The 20,921-nt window shown below is 66.0% G+C and carries 18 protein-coding genes; 11 read left to right on the top strand and 7 right to left on the bottom strand.

What is annotated here, in order from left to right; genetic code table 11:
- Positions 1 to 11: 11 nt before the first annotated feature.
- From G6N35_RS00670 to G6N35_RS00695, 6 genes are read right to left on the bottom strand one after another with little or no spacing between them, the layout of a single operon-like run.
- Complete coding sequence (locus G6N35_RS00670; protein WP_163802346.1) at positions 12 to 785, bottom strand: class II aldolase/adducin family protein; 774 nt, start codon at positions 783 to 785, stop codon at positions 12 to 14.
- A complete protein-coding gene (locus G6N35_RS00675; protein ID WP_163802347.1) occupies positions 782 to 2,377 on the bottom strand; it encodes a class I adenylate-forming enzyme family protein in 1,596 nt (531 codons plus the stop codon). Before G6N35_RS00675 ends, G6N35_RS00670 begins: the two co-directional genes overlap by 4 nt.
- Positions 2,378 to 2,433: 56 nt before the next feature.
- Positions 2,434 to 5,586 carry a long-chain-fatty-acid--CoA ligase gene (locus G6N35_RS27700; RefSeq protein WP_163802348.1) on the bottom strand — a complete coding sequence of 1,051 codons (3,153 nt, stop codon included), beginning with the start codon at positions 5,584 to 5,586 and terminating at the stop codon, positions 2,434 to 2,436.
- A 22-nt stretch (positions 5,587 to 5,608) separates the two neighbouring features.
- On the bottom strand, positions 5,609 to 6,676 hold the full coding sequence (locus tag G6N35_RS00685; protein WP_163802349.1) for an acyl-CoA dehydrogenase family protein: 1,068 nt from the start codon (positions 6,674 to 6,676) through the stop codon (positions 5,609 to 5,611).
- Between the two features lies 1 nt (position 6,677).
- On the bottom strand, positions 6,678 to 7,892 hold the full coding sequence (locus G6N35_RS00690) for an acyl-CoA dehydrogenase family protein (protein ID WP_163802350.1): 1,215 nt from the start codon (positions 7,890 to 7,892) through the stop codon (positions 6,678 to 6,680).
- 19 nt (positions 7,893 to 7,911) lie between these two features.
- Positions 7,912 to 8,808 (bottom strand): enoyl-CoA hydratase, encoded by an 897-nt coding sequence (locus G6N35_RS00695; protein WP_163802351.1) that lies wholly within the window; start codon positions 8,806 to 8,808, stop codon positions 7,912 to 7,914.
- A 225-nt stretch (positions 8,809 to 9,033) separates the two neighbouring features.
- Here G6N35_RS00695 and G6N35_RS00700 point away from each other — a divergent pair, with 225 nt between their 5' ends.
- The 5 genes from G6N35_RS00700 to G6N35_RS00720 are packed head-to-tail and all read left to right on the top strand — an operon-like array spanning position 9,034 to position 15,740.
- Positions 9,034 to 10,143: an LLM class flavin-dependent oxidoreductase gene (locus G6N35_RS00700; RefSeq protein ID WP_163802352.1), complete on the top strand. Its 1,110-nt coding sequence runs from the start codon at positions 9,034 to 9,036 to the stop codon at positions 10,141 to 10,143.
- Between the two features lie 46 nt (positions 10,144 to 10,189).
- Positions 10,190 to 12,727, top strand: coding sequence for a 2Fe-2S iron-sulfur cluster-binding protein (locus G6N35_RS00705; protein WP_163802353.1), 2,538 nt, complete (start codon positions 10,190 to 10,192; stop codon positions 12,725 to 12,727).
- Between the two features lie 21 nt (positions 12,728 to 12,748).
- Positions 12,749 to 13,798: an alpha/beta fold hydrolase gene (locus G6N35_RS00710; protein WP_163802354.1), complete on the top strand. Its 1,050-nt coding sequence runs from the start codon at positions 12,749 to 12,751 to the stop codon at positions 13,796 to 13,798.
- A gap of 31 nt (positions 13,799 to 13,829) precedes the next feature.
- A complete protein-coding gene (locus tag G6N35_RS00715; protein WP_163802355.1) occupies positions 13,830 to 14,933 on the top strand; it encodes a 3,4-dihydroxy-2-butanone-4-phosphate synthase in 1,104 nt (367 codons plus the stop codon).
- 36 nt (positions 14,934 to 14,969) lie between these two features.
- Complete coding sequence (locus G6N35_RS00720) at positions 14,970 to 15,740, top strand: SDR family oxidoreductase (RefSeq protein ID WP_163802356.1); 771 nt, start codon at positions 14,970 to 14,972, stop codon at positions 15,738 to 15,740.
- Between the two features lie 5 nt (positions 15,741 to 15,745).
- On the opposite strand, the gene G6N35_RS00725 is transcribed toward G6N35_RS00720, so the two are convergent.
- A complete protein-coding gene (locus G6N35_RS00725; protein WP_163802357.1) occupies positions 15,746 to 16,948 on the bottom strand; it encodes a TetR/AcrR family transcriptional regulator in 1,203 nt (400 codons plus the stop codon).
- A gap of 189 nt (positions 16,949 to 17,137) precedes the next feature.
- Here G6N35_RS00725 and G6N35_RS00730 point away from each other — a divergent pair, with 189 nt between their 5' ends.
- The 6 genes from G6N35_RS00730 (at position 17,138) to G6N35_RS00750 (ending at position 20,888) form a co-directional block, all read left to right on the top strand.
- A complete protein-coding gene (locus tag G6N35_RS00730) occupies positions 17,138 to 18,088 on the top strand; it encodes a LuxR C-terminal-related transcriptional regulator (RefSeq protein ID WP_163802358.1) in 951 nt (316 codons plus the stop codon).
- 518 nt (positions 18,089 to 18,606) lie between these two features.
- Positions 18,607 to 18,915: a hypothetical protein gene (locus tag G6N35_RS00735; protein WP_163802359.1), complete on the top strand. Its 309-nt coding sequence runs from the start codon at positions 18,607 to 18,609 to the stop codon at positions 18,913 to 18,915.
- Positions 18,916 to 19,098: 183 nt separating this feature from the next.
- Complete coding sequence (locus G6N35_RS00740) at positions 19,099 to 19,317, top strand: DUF7064 domain-containing protein (protein WP_163802360.1); 219 nt, start codon at positions 19,099 to 19,101, stop codon at positions 19,315 to 19,317.
- Positions 19,224 to 19,607 carry a DUF7064 domain-containing protein gene (locus G6N35_RS27810; RefSeq protein ID WP_456093984.1) on the top strand — a complete coding sequence of 128 codons (384 nt, stop codon included), beginning with the start codon at positions 19,224 to 19,226 and terminating at the stop codon, positions 19,605 to 19,607. The genes G6N35_RS00740 and G6N35_RS27810 overlap by 94 nt, the downstream gene beginning before the upstream one ends.
- Positions 19,608 to 19,674: 67 nt before the next feature.
- A complete protein-coding gene (locus G6N35_RS00745) occupies positions 19,675 to 20,133 on the top strand; it encodes a phosphotransferase (protein WP_281356948.1) in 459 nt (152 codons plus the stop codon).
- 26 nt (positions 20,134 to 20,159) lie between these two features.
- Positions 20,160 to 20,888: a hypothetical protein gene (locus G6N35_RS00750; RefSeq protein ID WP_163802361.1), complete on the top strand. Its 729-nt coding sequence runs from the start codon at positions 20,160 to 20,162 to the stop codon at positions 20,886 to 20,888.
- The last annotated feature ends 33 nt before the right edge of the window (positions 20,889 to 20,921 follow it).

Below are 20,921 nucleotides of genomic sequence, written 5' to 3' on the forward strand. Positions count from 1 at the left end.
GGCACGCTCCTTCAGTGCAGGACGGTGGGGTCGGCTTTGATGGTCATACGTGCCGCACCCGCCCAGTACACGTCGGCCGCCCGCTCGATCAGTGACGCCTGCATGCCCACCATGTCGCCGCGGTTCATCTGCGACGGAGTGCGACCGGTCAGCATCACGTCGTAGGCCAACCGGCACACCCGGTCGATGGACACCGCCCGGTACACCGCGGACGCCACGTCGTGGCCCATCGCGATGACACCGTGGTTGGCCAGTACCACCAGGTTGGCCGGGCCGATCTGCTCGGCTAATTCAGCTGCGCGCCAAGGGGTGTCGACCTCTCCGTCGTACTTCTCGACCAAGTACATATCGTCGAGGAACAGGGCTCCGGTCTGGTGGACGAGCTCGGGCAGCACCCCGAGTGCGGCGATCAGGCTGACGTAGTAGGGGTGGTTGTGGATCACTACCCGCGCGTCGGGCCGGTGCCGGTGGATCTCGGTGTGGATGTGGATCGCCGGGGTGACATCCCAACGGCCGCTGACCACGTGGGCGTTCTGGTCGACCACGCAGATGTCGGAGGCAGTGAGCTCGGCCCACCACAATCCCCACGGGTTGACGTACATATCGCTGCGGCCCTCGGGCTGCCAGGTGATGTGGCCGGCCATGTTCTCGGCGAACCCGATATCGGCGAGGTGGCGGAATGCGATCGCCATCTTCTGCTCATCGGTCAGGTCCACCCCGATGCGGGGCACCTTCGACGGCGCCCATACGCCCAATCCGCCCTGGCGTACTTCGTGGTTACTCATGATTGCTCCAGTGTTGACCGGATGAGCTCGCGAAGTCGGCCTTTGGCGATCTTGCCGCCCGAGGAGCGCGGTAGTTCATCGAGGATCTCCAGGCGCTCCGGCAGCAGCTCCTTGGACATGCCCTGGGACAGCAGGTGCTCCACGAGCCCCGCAAGATCCAGCGCGTAACCGTCCTTGAGTTCGGCGTACACACACACCCGCTCGCCGAACAGCGGGTCGGGCATCGCCACCGCCGCGGCAACCGCGACCGCGGGGTGGGTGGCCACCACCTCCTCGACCTCGACCGCACTGATGTTCTTGCCGCCGCGCAGGATGAAGTCCGAGGTTCGTCCGGTCAGCCGCAGATAACCCTCGGCGTCCAGCTCGCAGATGTCACCCATCCGCATCCAGCCGTCGGCGGTGTACAGCTTGTCGTGGTCGACCCCACCCAGGTAGCCCATGCTGAGCGCAGGTCCACGGCAAACCGGTTGCCCGCGGCCGGATTCCGTCACATCGGTGTCGCCGTCGAACAGCCGCACGGCCATCTCAGGCACGATGCGCCCGGCGGTGCGCAGCCGGTGGTGCAGCGAGTCCTGCGTGGTGGTGGCGCTCAGCATGCCGGTCTCGTTGGACCCGTAGAACTGCAGGATCGTCACGCCGGTGAGCTCCTCGAATTGCGCGGCCTGGGTGTAGGGCAGCGGCTCGCCACCGGTGAACACCACCCGCAGGCTGCTCAGGTCGTGCTCGCGGGAGGCATCGCTGGCCAGGATCATCATCAGCTGCGTGCTGACGCAGCACAGCACCGTCGCACGGTGGCGTTCGATGGCCGCGCAGGTGGCCGCCGCGTCGAAGCGTTCGATGCGCACCGTCGTCGTGCCGAGGTGAAGGGGCGTGATGTGCGAGGTCCACAGTCCGAAACCGAACGGGATGGGGATCACCGGCAGGAACACGTCGTCGGCGGTGAGTTCGCCGTTGGCGACGGCCTTGAGGTGAAAGTAGTGCCAGCGGTTCTGGTTGTGCACGACGCACTTGGGCAGGCCGGTGGTGCCCGACGTGGAGTTGATCAGAAACGGTTCGTCGGGCCCGACGGGGGACAGCGCCGCTCCTGACACGGGCGCTGGGTCGATGCGGAGCTGGCCAAGGGAGTCGAGTACCACCGCAGGCACGGAGGTGTCGGCAGCCGCCGCGGCGGCCTGGTCTCGCCGGTGCGCATCGCTGACCAGAAGTGCCGGCGTCGTGCTGCGCACGATGTGGCTGGCTTCGCGCACTCCGGCCCGCGCCCCCAGCCCGACGGTCACCGCGCCGCATCGTTCGATGGCCACCAGCAGCACGTGGATCGACGAGGTGTCGCCGTGCCACACCGCCACCCGATCACCCCGGGTGACCCCCAGTGCCTGTAGTTGTGTGGCCAGGTTGGTGGTGGCGGTGTCGAACTGTGACCAGGTCAGGGTCCGCTCCGGGCCAGCGGCATCGAAGTCGATGTAGGCGGCCTTGTCCGGTGTTGAGGCGGCATTGGCGGTGACGAAGTCCGAGAGTGTGGCGTCGGTCCACCAGCCCGCGGCGCGATACCGCGCGGCTTCGGCGCTGGTGGGCGCGACAGCGTCGACGGCCATCGTCGCATCATAGGAAAGTGCGTGGCGTTTGACTCTGGTTGTGAGACAGCGCCGCTCTACAGATCGAGCAGGCGGATCGACTCGGTACGCATGTCGACTTTGCGGACTTTGCCGGTCACGGTCATGGGGAACTCCTCGACCACCCGGACATAGCGGGGGATCTTGTAATGAGCCAGCTTGCCGGTGGCGAACTCCCGCACTGCCGCGGCGTCGAGGGCGTCGGCACCGGCGCGCATCTTGATCCACGCGCAGATCTCTTCACCGTATTTCTCATCGGGCACGCCGATCACCTGGACGTCGTCGATGTCGGGATGGGAGTGCAGGAACTCCTCGATCTCGCGCGGGTAGACGTTCTCACCACCGCGGATGACCATGTCCTTGATGCGGCCGACGATCTGGCAGTAGCCGTCGTCGCGCATCACGGCCAAATCCCCGGTGTGCATCCAGCCGTCGGAGTCGACGGCCTCCCGGGTGCGGTCGTCGTCGCGCCAATAGCCCAGCATCACCGAGTAGCCGCGGGTGCAGAACTCGCCGGGTTCGCCGCGCGGAACGAACGCGCCGGTGTCCGGGTCGACGATCTTGATCTCAACGTGCGGGTGGGCCCGGCCGACGGTCGCCGTCCGCCGCTCTAGATCGTCGTCGATGAGGGTTTGGCAGGACACCGGGCTCGTCTCGGTCATGCCGTAGGCGATCGAGACCTCGCCGATGTTCAACTCGTCGATGCACCGCTTCATCACCTCCACCGGGCACGGTGAGCCCGCCATGATCCCGGTGCGCAGCGAGGTGACATCCCGGCTGGCCAGGTCCGGGTGGCTGAGCACGGCGATGAACATCGTCGGCACTCCGTACAGCCCGGTGCAGCGTTCCTGCTCGACGGCGGCGAGCGTGGCCGCCGGGTCGAAACCGGCGGCGGGGATCACCATCGTCGCGCCATGCGTGGTGCAGCCGAGGTTGCCCATGACCATGCCGAAGCAGTGATAGAAGGGCACCGGGATACACAGCCGGTCCTCGGGGGAGAAGTTGATGAGCTCGGTGACGAAGTAGCCGTTGTTGAGGATGTTGCGATGGGAGAGCACCGCACCTTTGGGCGAACCCGTGGTGCCGGAGGTGTACTGGATGTTGATCGGGTCCGACGGGGCCAGAAGATCCATCCGGCGTCGCAGATCCTCGTCGCCGACGCTGTCAGCGCGCTCGCGAAGCCGGTCCCAATCGGGTGTGCCCAGGAAGACGACATCGCGGAGGTCCGGCACCTCGGGGTGGACCTCGGCGACCATGGCGCGGTAGTCGGAGCCCTTGAACTCTGTGGCGGAGAACAACATTCGCACCCCGGAGTGATTCAGCACATACGCCAGCTCGTGGGTCCGATAGGCCGGGTTGATGGTGACCAGGATGGCGCCGGCCTTGGCCGTGGCGTACTGCAGAATCACCCACTCCGCACAGTTGGGCGCCCAGATGCCCACCCGGTCGCCTTGTTCGACGCCGACGGCGATCAAACCTCGTGCCAGGCGGTTGATCTCGGCGTCCAGTTCGGCGTAGGTCCAGCGCCTGCCGGTGGGCACGTCGACCAGCGCCTCGACGCCGGGGTACTGCACTGCCGTGCGTTCGAAGTTCGCGCCGATGGTCTCGTCGAGCAGGGCGACGGTCTGCTCACCGGCCGCGTAGGACCTCGGCGTTTGTTGTTGGCCCAGCGTGTCCTTCAGCACGTGTTTCACAACCTTTCCGCCGGCGTTTCGTGGCAGTGCGTCGACGATCGCGATCCGCCGCGGGCGCTTGTAGCCCGCCAAGTGAACCCGGCAGTGCGACTCGATCTCCTCGACGGTCGGTGGGTCGTCCGGGTCGTGGGGGACGATGACCGCCAACGGTGTTTCTCCCCAGGTCGGATCCGGTACCCCGACGACGGCCACCTCGGTGACCTTCGGGTGCGCTGCCACGGCGTTCTCCACCTCGGCGCTGTAGATGTTCTCTCCGCCCGAGATGATCATGTCTTTCTTCCGGTCGACCACATAGATGTAGCCGTCCTCATCCTGCCGGACCAGGTCGCCGGAATGGAACCATCCGCCGTGAAAGGCCTCGGCGGTCTGGGTGGGCTTGTTCCAGTACTCCCGCATCACCAGCGGGCCCTGATAGACGATTTCGCCGACGCTGCCCACAGGCACGTCGTTCATGTCGTCGTCGACGATCCTGACCTCGACGTTGAGCATCGGTGTGCCCACCGAGCCGATCTTGCGGACCGCATCGGGTCCACTCAGCAGGCAGGTGATCGGACTGCACTCGGTCTGCCCGAAGGCGGCGACGATCTCGGCGTGCGGAAAGGCGTCGATCATCCTCTGCAGCAAGGTGTTCGACGCCGGTGCCGCACCCCACCAGATCCGGCGGAGCCGGGAGAAATCCCATTTGCTCAGGCCGTCCAACGAGCAGACCAGTTGCCATTGCGCGGGGGTCATCCAGCAGGAGGTCACCTGTTCGGTGACGATGGTCCGCACGATCGCCTCGGGGTCGAAGCCCGTCGACGGCGGGATGACGACCCTGCCGCCGGTCAGGAACGCGGGCAGCATTCCGGACACCCCGGCCGTATGGAACAGCGGGGCGACGCCCATCCAGCAGTCGTCGTCGGCGCGATGACCCAGCGTGCCGATCGAACTGAACGCGTGCAGGTAGAGGTTACGGTGGCTCAGCACCGCACCTTTCGGGAAGCCGGTGGTACCCGAGGTATAGACGATGAACGCGGGATCCTCATCGCCGACGTCGACACGCAGGGCCTCGGCGCTCGCGCTGTCGATCACCTCCTGCAGGTCACCGCCGATGGTGATGACCGTGTGTACCGAATCGGCCGACTGCCGGGCCGCTTCGAGCGTGGGGGCCAGCGCGGCGTCCACCACGACGGCCGACGCCCCGCTGTCGGTCAGCAGGTAGGCGATCTCGTCAGCGACCAGACGAAACTTCACCGGCACCGCGATGGCACCGAGACGTAGGGCAGCCAGCCAGCTTTCGACCAGCTCGATACTGTTCAATCCGAACACGGCAACCCGGTCGCCGCGGCGGACGCCTCGTTCGGCAAGGGCGTTGGCCAACCGGTTGACCCGGTCGTCCATCGCGCTGAAGGTGCTGCGCCGCAGAGGGTCGACGAAACCGACCTGGTTGGGGCGCACCCGCGCATGGCGGGCCAGAACGTCGCTCAGCGTGATCCCGGTTGACGCCGAGACGGTCATCGTTGCGTCCTCTCAGTGCTGGCTAGATGCCGATGCGATCGGCGAGCAGCGCCCGGTTGTGGCTACTGCTGCCGAACAACGCCTCGGTGGTCTTCGCGCGGCGGAAGTACAGGTGCAGATCGTGCTCCCAGGTGAACGCGATACCACCGTGCACCTGGATGGCATTGGCCGCGCACAGCTTGAACGTGTCGGCGGCCTGCGCCTTGACCAACGGGGCGGCGACGGCCAGTTCAGCAGGGTCGTCGGCGGTCATCGCCGCGAACATCACCGCCACCCGGGTAGCGTCGATCTCGATCAGCATGTCGGCGCACATGTGCTTGACCGCCTGGAATGATCCGATTGCGCGATCGAATTGTGTTCTGCTGCTGGCATAGTCGACGGAGAGATCAAGGCAGGCCTGCGCTCCGCCGAGCATCTCGGCGGCCAGCAGCACCCGGGCGCTGTCCGGTACCCGGTCCAGAGTTTCCGCTGCCCCGGTGAGAAGTTCGGCTGCTGCCGCCCGCAGTGTCAGCCGGGCGACCGGACGGGTGATGTCGAAGGAGGCGAGTTCCTCGGCACTGACCCCGGGCGAGTCAGCGGGCACCACGGCCAGCGCCACCGCGTCGTCGACGACGGCGGGAACCACGATCACGTCGGCCAGGTGGCCGTGCAGCACCGGGCTGCACACGCCGGTCAGCACCAGACCGTCCGCGGTGCGTTCGGCGGTTACGGGTGCGGTGTCGGCGTACGCCGCGATCCGAGCCCCGCTGAGCAGTCCGGGCAGCAGCCGGTGCCGCTGCTCCTCGTCTCCGGCTGCCAGAATCGCGTTCACCGCGAATACGTGGGTGGCCAACGGCGTCGGGGTCAGGGCGCGCCCAAGTTCCTCGAAGGCGATGCTCGATTCGATAAGGGAGGCACCTGCTCCGCCGTACTCGACGGGCACGTGCAGACCCGGCAGCTCGAGCTCGCGGCAGACCCGCTGCCACAGCCGTTCGTCGTGCCCGGTGGTCGCGGCGATCTGCCGGACTCGGGGCAGTGGCGCGACCTCGGTGAGGAAGTCGCGCACCGACTGCCGGAAGTCTTCCTGGTCGGTGTCGTACTGAAAGTCCATCTCAGCGCGGCTCCTTCGGAAGTCCCAGGAGCTGTTCGCCGATCACGTTGCGCTGAATCTGCGAGCTCCCCGCGTAGATGGTGGCCGCCCGCGCATACACCAGTTCGTCGAGCCATGCGGACGCGGAGTTGGGGGTTCCGGCGGCGGGCATGATCAACGCCTCCCCGTTGCCCGGTCCGTCGGCGCACAACGCATCGAGCCCCAGGATTTCGACCGCCAGTTCGGTATAGCGGCGGAAGTACTCACTCCAGATCACCTTGTTCACCCCGGCCTCCACACCCGGACGCTGCCCGTTGAGCAGCCGGGTCAGGCCGCGGTAGCCCTGGTAGCGCAGAATCTGCACCCGCGAATAGCACCACGCCAGCCCGTCGCGGATCAGGGGATCGGTGTGCTTGCCACGTTCGGTGGCCAGTGTCCGAAGCCGGTCCAGTCCGCGGCCGAATTCGATTGCTGCGGTGGTGATCTGAGAGCCGCGCTCGAATCCGAGCACCGTCATCGCAGCGGCCCACCCGCCGCCGACACCGCCCAGCACGTCGCCGGCGCGGGCGCGGGCGTCGGTGAAGAACACCTCGGAGAACGACTCGTGTCCGGCGGCGTTGACGATCGGCCGGACGAGCACCCCGGGTTGGTCGACGGGCACCAGCAACATCGACAGCCCCTTGTGCTTGGGTGCTTCGGGATCGGTCCGGGCCAACACGAAGATCCAGTTCGCCGTCGGGCCTGCCGATGTCCAGATCTTCTGCCCGTTGATCACCCAGTCATCGCCGTCGAGCACCGCCTTGGTGCGCACCGAAGCAAGATCCGACCCGGCATCGGGCTCGGAGAAGCCCTGACACCAGCGATCCTCGCCGGACAGAATGCGCGGCAGGAAATGTCTCTTCTGCTCCTCGGTGCCCAGGGCGATCATCGCGTTGCCCAGCAGGTCGATCCCGAACATGTCGTTCTCTTCGCGCTCGGGTGCCCCGCCGCGGGCGAATTCCTCGGCCAGCACCGCCTGCTCGATGGCCGACAGCCCGCCGCCGCCGTACTGTCGCGGCCACGAGACCGCGGCCAGGCCGCGGTCGGACAGGATCTTGCGCCACTGGTGGCGCAGTTCAGCGCGCTCGTCGGTGGGCAGCGCGCCGGGGCCGGACCAATCGGCGGGCAGGGTCTCGGCCAGGAAGGTCCTGATCTCCGCGCGGAACGCCTCGGCTTCGGGCGGGTAGTCGATGTCCACGTGTTCTTCGCTCCGGCGGTCAGGGACGGTTCTTGTCGGCAGGCAGGATCTCCGGGGCGAGCCGCCAGTCTTCGAGGCCTTGCTCCACGGTGCCGATGCCCAGCGGATTACCGGTCACCTCGGCCCAGTGCGAGTGGTTGAGCTGGTGCAGCGTGAAGCAGGAGTCCAGGGCGTTGGAGAAGCCCATGGCATCGACGCTCTGGTTCACCGACTCCTTGATCAACAGCGCGGCGATGGTGGGAACCTTGGCGATGCGGGCGGCGAACTCCAGAGTGCGTGCCGACAGTTCGTCGGTCGGGAACACCTTGCTGACCATGCCCAGCGCGTGCGCGTCGTCGGCACCCAGGGAATCACCGGTGAGCAGCAGCTCTTTGGCCTTGCGCGGACCGAACTCCCACGGGTGGCCGAAGTATTCGACCCCGCACATCCCCAGCCGGGTCCCGACCACGTCGGCGAAGATCGTGTCCTCGGCGGCGACGATGAGGTCGCAGCACCAGGCCAGCATCAGTCCTGCGGACAGCACCATTCCGTGCACTTCGGCAATGGTGATCTTGCGCAGGTTGCGCCACCTCTTGGTGTTCTGGAAGAAGTAGTGCCATTCCTGGCGATGCCGGGCGTCGGCGCCGCTGAGCGTTCCGCCGTTGCAGAGATACGTCGGGTGCTGGCCGGCGCCGGTCGATCGTTCCCGGACGTCATCGGAGGATCCGAGGTCATGGCCGGCCGAGAAGCTCGGCCCCGCTCCGCGCAGGATCACCACCCGCACGGTGTCGTCCTCTTCGGCGAGTTCGAACGCCAACCCGAGTTCGACGAGCATCCCCCGGTTCTGCGCGTTGCGCTGCTTCGGGCGGTCGAGCGTGATCACGGCGATCCTCCCGCTGTGGAGGACCTCGTAGGAGATGTAGTCGAAATGCTGCACGAATGCTCCCTTCCCTTGCCGCGGATCACCGCCGCTGGAGCTGCACGCTACGCGGCCTTCAACGATTATGTCCATAGCTGATACGACACAATTTCGCCCTAATGGGACACATATGACGTAGAAAATTGCAACTTGCGCCGAGTGAAGTATCTTGCTAGTACTGTGGTGTACGTCGCATCCGATGTGCCACGCGCGGTCGTTCGGCCACTACCGAGAGGGTTCACCATGGAGATCGGACTGTTCCTGATGCCGGCGCATCCGCCGGAGCGCAGCCTCTACGACGCGACCCAGTGGGACCTGGAGCTCATCGAACTCGCCGATCAGCTCGGTTATGTGGAGGCATGGGTCGGCGAGCACTTCACCGTCCCGTGGGAACCGATCTGCGCCCCCGACCTCCTGCTGGCCCAGGCGCTGCTGCGGACCAAGAACATCAAGCTGGCCCCGGGCGCCCACCTGCTGCCCTACCATCACCCGGTCGAACTGGCCCACCGCGTGGCCTACTTCGACCACCTGGCCCAGGGCCGCTTCATGCTCGGTGTCGGTGCCAGCGGCATCCCCGGGGACTGGGCGCTGTTCGACGTCGACGGCCAGAACGGTGAGCACCGGGAGATGACCCGCGAGGCGCTCGAGATCATGCTCAAGGTCTGGACCGAGGACAAGCCGTGGGAGTTCCGCGGAAAGTACTGGAACGCCAACGGTATTGCACCGATGTTCGAAGGTCTGATGAAGCGGCACATCAAGCCCTTCCAGGCGCCCCACCCGCCGATCGGGGTCACCGGCTTCAGCGCGGGTTCGGAGACGCTGAAGCTCGCCGGCGAGCGCGGCTATCTCCCGATGAGCCTGGACCTCAACACCGAATACGTAGCCACCCACTGGGATGCGGTGCTGGAGGGCGCAGCCCGGTCCGGGCGTACACCCGACCGCAAGGACTGGCGTCTGGTGCGTGAGGTGGTCGTCGCCGAGACAGACGAACAGGCGTTCCACTACGCCGTGGACGGCATGATGGGCCGCAATATGCGCGAGTACGTGCTGCCGACCTTCCGGATGTTCGGCATGACGAAGTTCTACAAGCACAACCCGTCGGTTCCCGATGAGGACGTCACGCCGGAATACTTGGCGGAGAACACCTTTGTGGTCGGGTCGGTCGACACGGTGGTCGACAAGCTCGAAGCCACCTACGACCAGGTCGGTGGTTTCGGGCACCTGCTGATCCTCGGGTTCGACTACCGGGACAACCCGGGACCGTGGAAGGAATCGATGCGGCTGCTCGCCGAAGAGGTCATGCCGCGGCTCAACGCGCGGATCGCCAAGAAGCCGGCCGCCGCGATCGTCTAGCACAACATCCACCGGGGGCCGACAGGGACGCCGAAAGGACATGGACATGCAGGCGCGACAGATCACCGTCCGGTATTCGGACGGCACGAACAAGACGATGCCGGCCCGGCCGGACCAGACGGTCCTGGATGCCGCGGAGGAGCACGGCGTCGCCATCGTCAACGAATGCCAAAGCGGGATCTGCGGCACCTGCGTGGCCACCTGCACCTCGGGTGCCTACGAGATGGGACGCACCGAGGGTCTTTCGGAGGTCGAACGCGACGAGCGAAAGATCCTGACCTGTCAGACGTTCGCGTCCTCGGATTGTGTGATCGACCTGCAGTACCCGGCCGATGACAACGCTGCGCGGTTGGTCGCCGGCACCGGCACGGTGACCGCCGTGGAGCAGCTGTCGACGACCACCGCATTGCTGCGAATCGACACCTCCGATCTGGGGACACTGGTCTACCGGGCCGGGCAGTTCGCTCAGCTGCAGGTGCCCGGCACCACGGCGTGGCGGAACTACTCCTATGCCCACCCGGCTGGCCGGGGCAGTGAGGTCGAGTTCATCGTCCGGCTGCTGCCCAGTGGCGCGATGTCGGACTACCTTCGGGATCGGGCCAAGCCGGGCGACCGGATCGCGATGCGTGCCAGCAAGGGGAGTTTCCACCTGCGCCCCGTCGTGCGGCCGCTGGTCTTCGTCGCCGGAGGTACCGGTATCTCGGCGATCCTGGCGATGGTGCAGAGCCTGGACGCCGAGGTCGGTCAGCCCGTGCATGTGGTCTACGGCGCCACCCATGCCGAAGACCTGTGCAAGCTCGACGAGCTCGAGGCTGTGAAGGTGCGGTTGCCCGGGCTGGAAGTCCATACCGTCGTGTCCCGTCCGAACGCAGCCTGGGACGGGGCGGTGGGAAGGGTCACCGACGTACTCGACCCGTCGATGTTCGACGGCGGCAACGCCGACGTCTACCTGTGCGGCCCGGCGGCCATGGTGGAAGCCACCCGGAACTGGCTGACCGACAACGGTATTCACGGAACGGGTCTGTACTACGAGAAGTTCGTTCCCAGCGGCGCGGCACGGCGCCGCAGCGCAGCGCGTCTGGACTACGCTGCCATCGACGTAGCTGACGTGCGGTCACGCGGCAAGGGCACCGCGGTGGTGATCGGCGGCAGCATCGCCGGGATCGCCGCGGCCAAGGTGCTCACCGAGAAATTCGACCGCGTCATCGTGCTGGAGAAGGACGCTCCGCACACCCGCCGCGAGGGCAGGCCGGGTGCGGCCCAGGGCTGGCATCTGCATCACCTGCTGACCGCCGGGCGAATTGAACTGGAGCGCTTCTTCCCCGGCATCATCGACGACATGGTGCGTGAGGGTGCGTTCGACGTCGACATGGCCGCCCAGTACCGCATCCGGCTCGGAGGTGAGTGGAAGAAGCCCGGCACCGGTGACATCCAGATCGTCTGCGCTGCAAGGCCGTTGCTGGAGTGGTGCGTCCGGCGCCGGCTCGACACCGAACCCTGGGTCACGTTCCGCTATGACGCCGAGGTCGCCGACTTGGTCTACGACCGCAGCGGCGACGCCATCATCGGGGTGGCCGTCGCCGGGGACGGTGACGAACTCGACGTGGTCCCTGCCGAATTCGTGGTGGACGCGTCGGGCAAGAACACCCGCGTCCCGGAGATCCTGGAACGCCTGGGCATCGGTTCACCGGAGGTCGAGCAGGACATCATCAACTGCTTCTACTCCACGATGTTCCACACCGTCCCGCCCGAGCGGCAGTGGGACGACAAGGTGATGGTGATCTGCTACGCCTACCGGCCGTTCGAAGACACCTACGCCGCCCAGTACTACACCGACAGCACTCGCACCACGCTGTCGACCACCCTGGTCGCCTACAACTGCTACTCGCCGCCGCGCACTGCCGAGGAGTTCCGCGCATTCGCCAAGCAGATGCCCTCTGAAGTGATCGGCGACAACATCGACGGCTTGGAGCCGGCATCGGAGATCTACAACTTCCGCTACCCGAACATGCTGCGGCTGCACTACGAGAAGAAGCGCAACCTGCCCCGGGCGCTGCTGGTGGTCGGGGACGCCTACACCAGTGCCGACCCGGTGTCCGGTCTGGGGATGACGCTGGCGCTCAAGGAAGTCCGGGAGATGCAGCTGCTGCTGGAGAAGTACTCACCCACCGATCCCACGCTGCCGCGCCGTTATTTCCGCACCATCGCCAAGATGGCGGACACCGCCTGGTTCGTTATCCGCGAACAGAACCTGCGTTTCGACTGGCTCAAGGACGTCGAGAAGAAGCGTCCGTTCTACTTCGGGGCGCTCACCTGGTACATGGACCGGGTGATGGAGTTCGTGCACGACGATCCCGAGACCTACAACGAGTTCCTCGCGGTGGTACATCTGGTCAAGCCGGCGGCGGCGCTGATGACTCCGCGGGTCGCGTCGCGGGTGGTCGGAAAGTGGTTGCGCACCAAACTGTCCGGGCAGAAGACGCTGATCGAGCGCAACTATGCCGATCGTGGTGTCCCACCGGTCGGCATCGTCGTGCCCGCCGATGACGTTCTGGCCGGCGCCGCCGCCACCCGCAGCAACTAGAGCCAGGAGACAAGGAACGACATGATCCACCAGATGTTGAACTGCCGCGGCACCCGCATCCACGCCGTGGAAGAGGGGGAAGGTCCCCTGGTGATCCTGGTGCACGGTTTCCCCGAATCGTGGTACTCGTGGCGCCACCAGATCCCCGCTCTCGCCAACGCGGGCTATCGGGTGGTGGCCATCGATCAGCGCGGGTACGGCCGCTCCTCCAAGTACCGCGTTCAAACCGCCTACCGCATCAAGGAATTGGTCGGCGACATCGTCGGGGTGATCGACGCCTACGGGGAGGAGCAGGCCGTGGTGGTCGGCCACGACTGGGGCGCTCCGGTCGCCTGGACGTTCGCGTGGTTGCATCCGGAGCGCTGCCGGGGTGTGGTCGGGATCAGCGTTCCGTTTGCCGGTCGCGGGGTGATCGGCTTGCCAGGAAGCCCGTTCGGCGAGCGCCGGCCCAATGACTATCACCTGGAATTGGCCGGCCCGGGCAAGGTCTGGTACCAGGACTACTTCTCCGAGCAGGATGCCGTCATCGCCGAGATCGAGGAGGACCTGCGCGGCTGGCTGCTGGGTCTGACCTACACCGTCTCCGGGCAGCCCGCGATCGCTGCCACCGAGGCGGCGGTGGCAGCAAGTGTCGACCTCGCGGCGATGGATCCGATCGAGGTGATCCGCTCGGGGCCGCTGTGTATGGAGCAGGGGGCACGGCTCAAGGATGCCTTCGTGTATCCCGATCCGATGCCGGACTGGTTCACCGAGGCCGACTTGGACTTCTACACAGCCGAATTCGAGCGTTCCGGGTTCGGCGGGCCGCTGAGCTTCTATCACAACATCGACAACGACTGGCATGATCTGGCCGACCAGGAGGGCACGCCGTTGACCCCGCCCGCGCTGTTCATCGGCGGCCAGTATGACGTCGGCACCATCTGGGGAGCCGAGGCCGTCGAACGTGCCCACGAGGTGATGCCGAACTACTGCGGCACCCACATGATCGCCGATGTGGGGCACTGGATTCAGCAGGAAGAGCCCAAGGAGACCAACCGGCTGCTGCTCGACTTCCTGGGTGGGCTGCGTTAGTGGAGCTGGCTGCCGTCGGGGAGGAGTGCAGATGAGGACCGCGCACGGGCGCGTGCGCCGGGCCATCTCGGCAGTGGCGATGGGACGCGCGGTGGTGGTGGTCGACGAGGTTGCCGCCCAGGGTTACCTGATGTACGCGGCCGATGCCGCAACGCCGGCGTTGCTCGCCTTCACGGTGCGGCACACCTCGGGCTATGTCCGGGTGGCCCTGCCGGCCGGGGACTGCGAGCGACTCGACCTGCCTCCGGTGTGCCAGCAGCCGACGGCCTCAGCAGCCACGGCGGCGCACCGTGTTGCGGTCGACGCCGTTGACGTGGGCACCGGGATCTCGGCGACCGATCGGGCCCGCACCATCGCGACCCTGGCAGATGCCGACGCCACTGCCGCAGATTTCCGCCGACCCGGGCACGTGGTGCCGGTGCTGGCCGGGCTGCATGGCGTCCTCGGTGCCCGCGCAGGCGGGGCAGAAGCGGCGATCGACCTGGCTGCCCTCGCCGGTCGGCGACCCTCGGGTGTGTTGTGTGAGCTTGTCTCGCAACGCCATCCGTCCACGATGGCCGATACCGACGAGCTGTCGGCATTCGCCGCGACGCACCGGCTGCCGATGGTGTCGATCGCCGAGATCGCCGCGTACCGGCGCCGGCTGGAACCGCAGGTCATGCGTTGCGCGGAGACCGCGCTACCGGCCGCTGCTGGTAGTTTCCGCGCGCTCGGCTACCGGGATGTCCGCGACGACGGCGAGCACCTCGCGATACTGGCCGGGCCCGCCGGAGCCGACTCGCCCATGCCGCTGCATGTGCACATTGAATGCCTCACCGGTGATGTGTTCGGGTCGACGGCCTGCCGCTGCGGCCGGGACCTCAATGCCGCCGTGGCCGGGATGACGACGTCGGGTTCGGGCCTGATCGTCTACCTGCGGCCGCCCGGTATGCGCACGTGCGGGGTGTTCACCGACGCGGCAGCAGACGCGGAGTGGGTGTCGCAGACGGTCGCCTGGATCCTGCGCGACCTGGGCGTGTACACGGTCAGACTCGACGACGACGCACCGGAACTCGGGCTACTGATATTCGGTGCGATACGCGAGCATGGATTGCGTGTCGAGTCGTATCGGCCAGCGCGATCGGCCGCCGGATGAGAAGCGCTCCCACGCAACAGGACATGAGGTAGCAGGATGGCCCACCCCGACCTGGCCGGCAAGGCCGCGATCGTCACCGGAGCAGGGGCCGGGATCGGCCTGGCGATCGCCCAGCGGCTGGCCGACGAAGGTGCCCGGGTACTGTGCGCGGACATCGACGGCGACGCGGCGCAAGCGGCCGCCACGAAGATCGGCGGCGGTGCCGTCGCCCACCGGGCGGACGTCGCCGACGAAGATCAGGTGGTCGCCATGGTGGGGGCGTGCGTCGAATCCTTCGGCGGTGTGGACAAATTGGTGGCCAACGCCGGCGTGGTCCACTTCGCGCCGTTGCTGGAGACCACGGTCGAGGACTTCGACCGGATCATGCGGATCAACCTCCGCGGTGCCTGGCTGTGCACCAAGCATGCGGCACCGCGCATGGTCGAGCGTGGTGGGGGAGCGATCGTCAACATGTCGTCGCTCGGTGGACTGGTGGGCGCGGCGGGAACATCGGCTTACGGGATGTCGAAGGCGGGCATCATCCACCTCAGCCGCGTCACCGCGGCCGAATTGCGGTCGGCCAACATCCGTTCCAACGCGCTGCTACCGGCGTTCGTCGATACCACGATGCAGCAGACGGCAATGACGATGTTCGACGAGGCGCTCGGGGAAGGCGGCGCCTCCGGGATGATCGGCCGGCTGCAGGGCAGGATGGCCGGTCCCGAGGAAATGGCGGGGGTAGTGGCGTTTCTGCTGTCCGACGACGCCGCCATGGTCAACGGCACCGCCCAACTGGCGGACGGCGGGACCGTCGCGGCGTTGTGGTGATGCGTTCAGCCCTGCTCGGCCTGACTGGTCAGGATCGACATCGCGATCGCGGTCATCTCGTCGGCGACGCCGGTGCGCTGGGTCAGGTGCCAGGTCCGCGCGACGTCCTCGATGAAACCCACCGCCGCGGAGACCAGAAGACGTGCCTCAGCGGTGCCCGTCGCCGGAACGGCCTTGCGCAACAGGTCGATCCACAGGGCATCGCGGTCGGACTGGTTGCGGACGAAGACCTCGCGGATCTCCGCGGAGGCATAGGGCAACTCGGTGATCGATACCGCCACCAGGTCGGGATTCTCCAGCGAAATCCGCACCCGACCCGCGACCACCCCGCGCAGGGTCTCCGACACGTCGGTATCCACGCGGGCCACCCGGATGCATTCCAAGGCCGACCATTCGTCGAACCGGGTGAGCAGGGTGTCGAGAATCGCTTGCTTGGAGGAGAACGACCGGTACAGGCCGGGGCCGGCAATTCCGACCCTCTTGCCGATGTCGGTGGTGCTCACGGCCGGAAAGCCTTGGGCGCGAAAGAGCCGGGCACCGGCGGCCAACAATGTCTCATGCCGGGAGAACAGTGCCCGGTCGGTGGCGGCTGGGTCTTCGATCGGTTCCAGTTCGCCCACGACGGGCGTTCGGGCGGCCGCGGTGCAAGCCCGGCGCAGCAGTTCGGTGAGGTCGTCGCGCGGCAGGGTGAGGTGGTGTCGGCCCAGGCTGGTCATCGTGCTGGAGACCGCCCATGCTCGCAGCTCCGAATGGCGCGGGCTGAGTTCGGGAAACTCCAATCGCACGCTGGCTTCCATGCCGGCGACGATGGCATTGATTCGGCTGCGCACCTCGGCACGGTCGACCTCGTTGAGGTAGCGCGCTTCGCGCTGCCACAGCACGGTCAGCGCACGGGTGGCGATGGCCGCGGCGATCAGCTCCGGAAGTTCGGCATCCAGGGGACGGGCAGGGACGTCGCCACGCGGGCCGTCGGGCTCGCGGGCATGCAGATAGTTCTCCTGCGCGGTGCGGATCACGGCCGCCAGCAGCGCCTGCTTGTTGTCGTAATGCCGGTAGAGCGCGCGGGCCGTGACGCCGGCCGCCTCGGCGATGTCCTCGAGCTTGACCGAATGGAAGCCGCGTTCGGTGAACAGCTGCACGGCCTGCTCGAGGATCTGTTCTTTGCGGTCCTTGGGTCTACGTTTGACGGCCGGGGCGTCGGTCTGCATGGGGTACCCCTTCCTGTCAGTCGACCGCAAACATCTTCTCAGATCGACCAGTGCCTCAGATGAATACGTATCACGAGAGTACATATACGGGATACAGATGGCGTTTTAATGCGCAAATGATAGAAAGAGCGCGTCAATCGGACGTACTGGTCATAGACATATTTGAGCAGTGCGAGTAGGCTTACAGCGATGATCGGTCGTCTCGATGGGGTGGCTGAAGCGTCCAGCGCAACTGCGCTCAGCCACCTACCGGCCGTTGTCGGCGGCGCCAACCCCGGGTGGGCGGAGCTGCCTGAGCGGGCGCTCGTTGACCTGAACAATGCGGTCGGTGGTGTGCAGCAGGCCGTTCACAAACTCATCTCGGCCTCGTCCGCTGACGACGTGTGTGCACTGGCACCAGAGGCGGCGACCCTGATGGGATTCAGCCGCGCGTTGTTCTCGCGAGTAGATCACGGAATCTGGTTGACCCAGCACGCGCATGCGGTTCATGACGCGGATTTCGCCGACCAGGTGGTGGCCTTCGGAACCGCTCACTCGCGTCGGCTGTCGGGGCAGCTGATGGAGTCCGAGATGCTGTTCACCGGAACCCCGATCCTGGTGCGTGACGCGCAAACCAATCCGCGGGCCTACCGCAGACTGGCCCTGTTCACCTGTGCCACCGATTACGTCGCCGCGCCGGTGCTCGTGTGGGGGCAGCCGATCGGCATGATCCATGCTGACCGGTATCCCGACCCCGGCATCGAAGAAGTCGACCGGCGCCTACTCGGGCTCTACGCCTGCGGCCTGGGTCTGGCGATGGAACGGGCACAGCTCGCCGACCGGTTGCGGGCGATCAATGACGCGTCGGCCTCGTTCGGCCACCGGGTGGACGAGCAAGGTTCTGCGGCGCCCCAGGTCCGGTTGGCCGCGGTGTCGTCATTGGCCGGCACCGAACCCGCCATCGATCGCCTCTCGCTGCGGGAGTGGGATGTGTTGCGCAGTATTGCCCTGGGTAAAACCAACGCGCAGATCGCGGCGGCGCTATTTCTGACGGAGAACACGGTCAAGGTGCACGTCAAGCGAATCTTGCGCAAGTTGGGCGCCTCGAACCGGACCGAAGCTGCCGGGCTCTATCACCGACTGACCCGCCGGGCGCCATGACAACCGCGGTTCGGCGCAGGGGAGATGGTGACGGGTAGGAAATGTCTCGAGTGACGTGGGCGCGATCAACGCGTGCCACGTTGGGGCGACGGTGGGGCTTACTTGTGGGCAGGCCGCTTCAGCAGGTACTGAAGCCATCGAACATCGATCAACATGAGGTCAAAGGTAGGGGCGGAAATTAAGGCCGGGCCCTTGCAGCGCTAACAGGTCGCTAAGAGTTTTTGCCAGAGCGTCATTACCTTCGAAGTCGAAGCGTCGGTCAGGAGGACCCAGGGCGTACGGAAGACCAGATCAGGGCTGCCAGCAGGCAGTCACGTCGCCATACCTTGCGGGACGGACTGAGAGATTGCCCAGCCTGCCGCGGAAACACTGGGTTACGCGCAGTCCTGACAGAGGCGCAGACGACGCCGACGCCGGGCCGTGGCTGAGGTTCGCGGCGCGGCGCTCCTCCGAAAGGGTGAGCACAAGTGCTCTCAAGGACGACGTACGCAAGTCACCGCCACGGCGACGATTGGACGATGACGGGAACACCGGGGGGCGAGCGCGACGGTGCAGTCCAGCATCGGGTTGCGACGTCATCGCGGGTGCCGGTAACCGATGATCTCGGTTTTCTCCGCCCCGAGGATGACTTGCGACATCGTCCCGAGCCGGGCGGCAGAATGCGAGACAGCCTGTTCTGGGAGATGGTGGTTCCGGAAGAACGACTTGGCGTGCAGGTGTACCTCTACGCGACGGGCAGCGGCCGGGTCGGCTACAACGTCGTGGTCTGGGGCTCGAACCCGGATCCGTTGGTGCTGAAGTTGGGGTCTGGCCGGCTCCCTGTGTAGGCCGACTTCGATGACCTGACCTTCGATGGCCTCACGCTGCGTCAGCCCGAGCCACTGCAGTCGTGTCTGCTGGCGTTCCGCCAGGATGAGGTCGCACTGGAATGTGAACTCCACCGAATCCACGACGCTTTCAGCTACCACCTCAATCCTGACGGTCTGCCCGTCTGGTTTGCGCGCAATCGGATGGAGCAGACCGGCCGATTGCGTGGCCACATCACCGTGGGCAGTCGGCGGGTTGAGCTGGACGGACTCGGTCATCGCGATCACTCCTGGGGTGTGCGCGACTGGGCGGTGCCACAACACTGGAAGTGGTTCGTTGTCTATACGCCGGCGGGCTTCGCCGTGAACGGCTGGATCTGGATTGCCAAGGGAGAGAGGGATTCGCTGGATATGTTGCCCTAGAAGGGCGGGTCGTACCCGTCGCCTCGATCGATCAACGCGCCACCTATGACGCATCGATGCGGCAACAACGGCTATCCGCGGCACTGATCGACGTCGAAGGGGGACGGACGGATCTTGTCCTGGACGTCTTCGGAGTCGTCGACCTGTTCAGTCAGGACCGTGCGCGCACTGTGATTCGGGAGGCTGCCTGTGTGGCGAGTATCGATGGTGTCCTGGGCGCTGAACAGTTCGAAACACACTGGACCGGTGCTTATCTCGATCAACTCGTGGAATCGCCGGACCAACGATGACGTGGTCGTAGTCGCTAGCTGAGTTGTCCGCACTGGGCTGCTACCTGGCCGACCGCTCACGTATCTGGTGTCCGACGGCGAACGTCAGGCGGTGGTGAGGCGCCCACCCCGCCGCCCACACCGCCCTGGTGCGCACGATGTGCTCCGCGAGGCGCGGTTGGTCATTGCCTTGGCGCGCACGTCGGTGCCAGTCCCGCGAGTACTGGCCACCGCTTCCGCTGGAGAGGGTCTCAACGTGCCTGTGGTCGGCACTGAGTTCGTCGACGCAGCGGTCATCACTGAGCGGACACCAAGTGATCTGGCGCGACCGGCGATTCGCGGTTGGCGCAGTCCTTCCTTGATGCCGCTGAAACGTTCACGTGTTCCTCGTGGTCGCCATGACCTGGCGGCGAGGCACTGTCCCCCGGAGGAGGGAGAAAATTCGTCACCTCCGGGTGTTGTCCTTGGAGCAAGGCTCGTTCACGATCAGATCGGGACACAGCCTCGTGGTCGCGCGCGGCGAGATGCCGGTTCCGGCTGGAACTGACAGCGCTGCTGAGAAAGTGAGATTTCATGCCTGCCATCGCCAAAGGGGGCTCGCTCAAGATCGGATTGTGGTGTAACTGGATCTTCCTCGCCTTGACGGTGATCGGGTGGTTGGGGATCGCGCACTTCATCGCTCCTGCCCGGGCCGATCTCGGATTGGATGCCACCAAGGTGTGGTTCACCGAGACGCATCGCTGGGGCGTGATCGTGGGTTGCACGCTGTTCTACATCGCGGCTGGATTCCTGACGCCCGGCTCGATTGTCTTTGGCATCATGCTGTCTCGAGTCGAGGGCAGGCATCCGTTGTGGTCGATCACCACGGCCGTCTGCGGTGTATTCATCTCGTTGATCATCTTCTTCAATTGCTGCGCATGGATCGTCGCGGCCTACCGTCCGGAAACTGGTTCTGATGTTATCCAATCCTGGTACGACTGGGCGTGGTTCGCGTTCCTGCTCGGCTGGATATATCTCACCTTCGAGATGGTCGCCACCGGTGTTGTCGAGTTGATGGACGACCGACCGCAACCGCTGATCCCGCGCTGGTTCACCTGGCTGACGCTCGCTGGCGCGGTGTCGATCATCACTGCGTCGGGTCCGGCCTTCTTCAAGAGCGGGCCCTTTGCCTACCACGGATTGCTGGCCTTCTACATGCCGGTGGTCGTGTGGGGTGCCTATATCGCCGGCACGACCTGGTTCATGCTGCAGGATCTCAAACGCTCTGCCGACCAGGAGTGTCAGCTCGCCCCCTCGGCGTGAGGCAGTGTCGTTGGATCGTGCAAAAGATCGGGG

The sequence above is a fragment of the Mycolicibacterium anyangense genome, from assembly GCF_010731855.1.
Classification (GTDB): Bacteria; Actinomycetota; Actinomycetes; order Mycobacteriales; family Mycobacteriaceae; genus Mycobacterium; species Mycobacterium anyangense.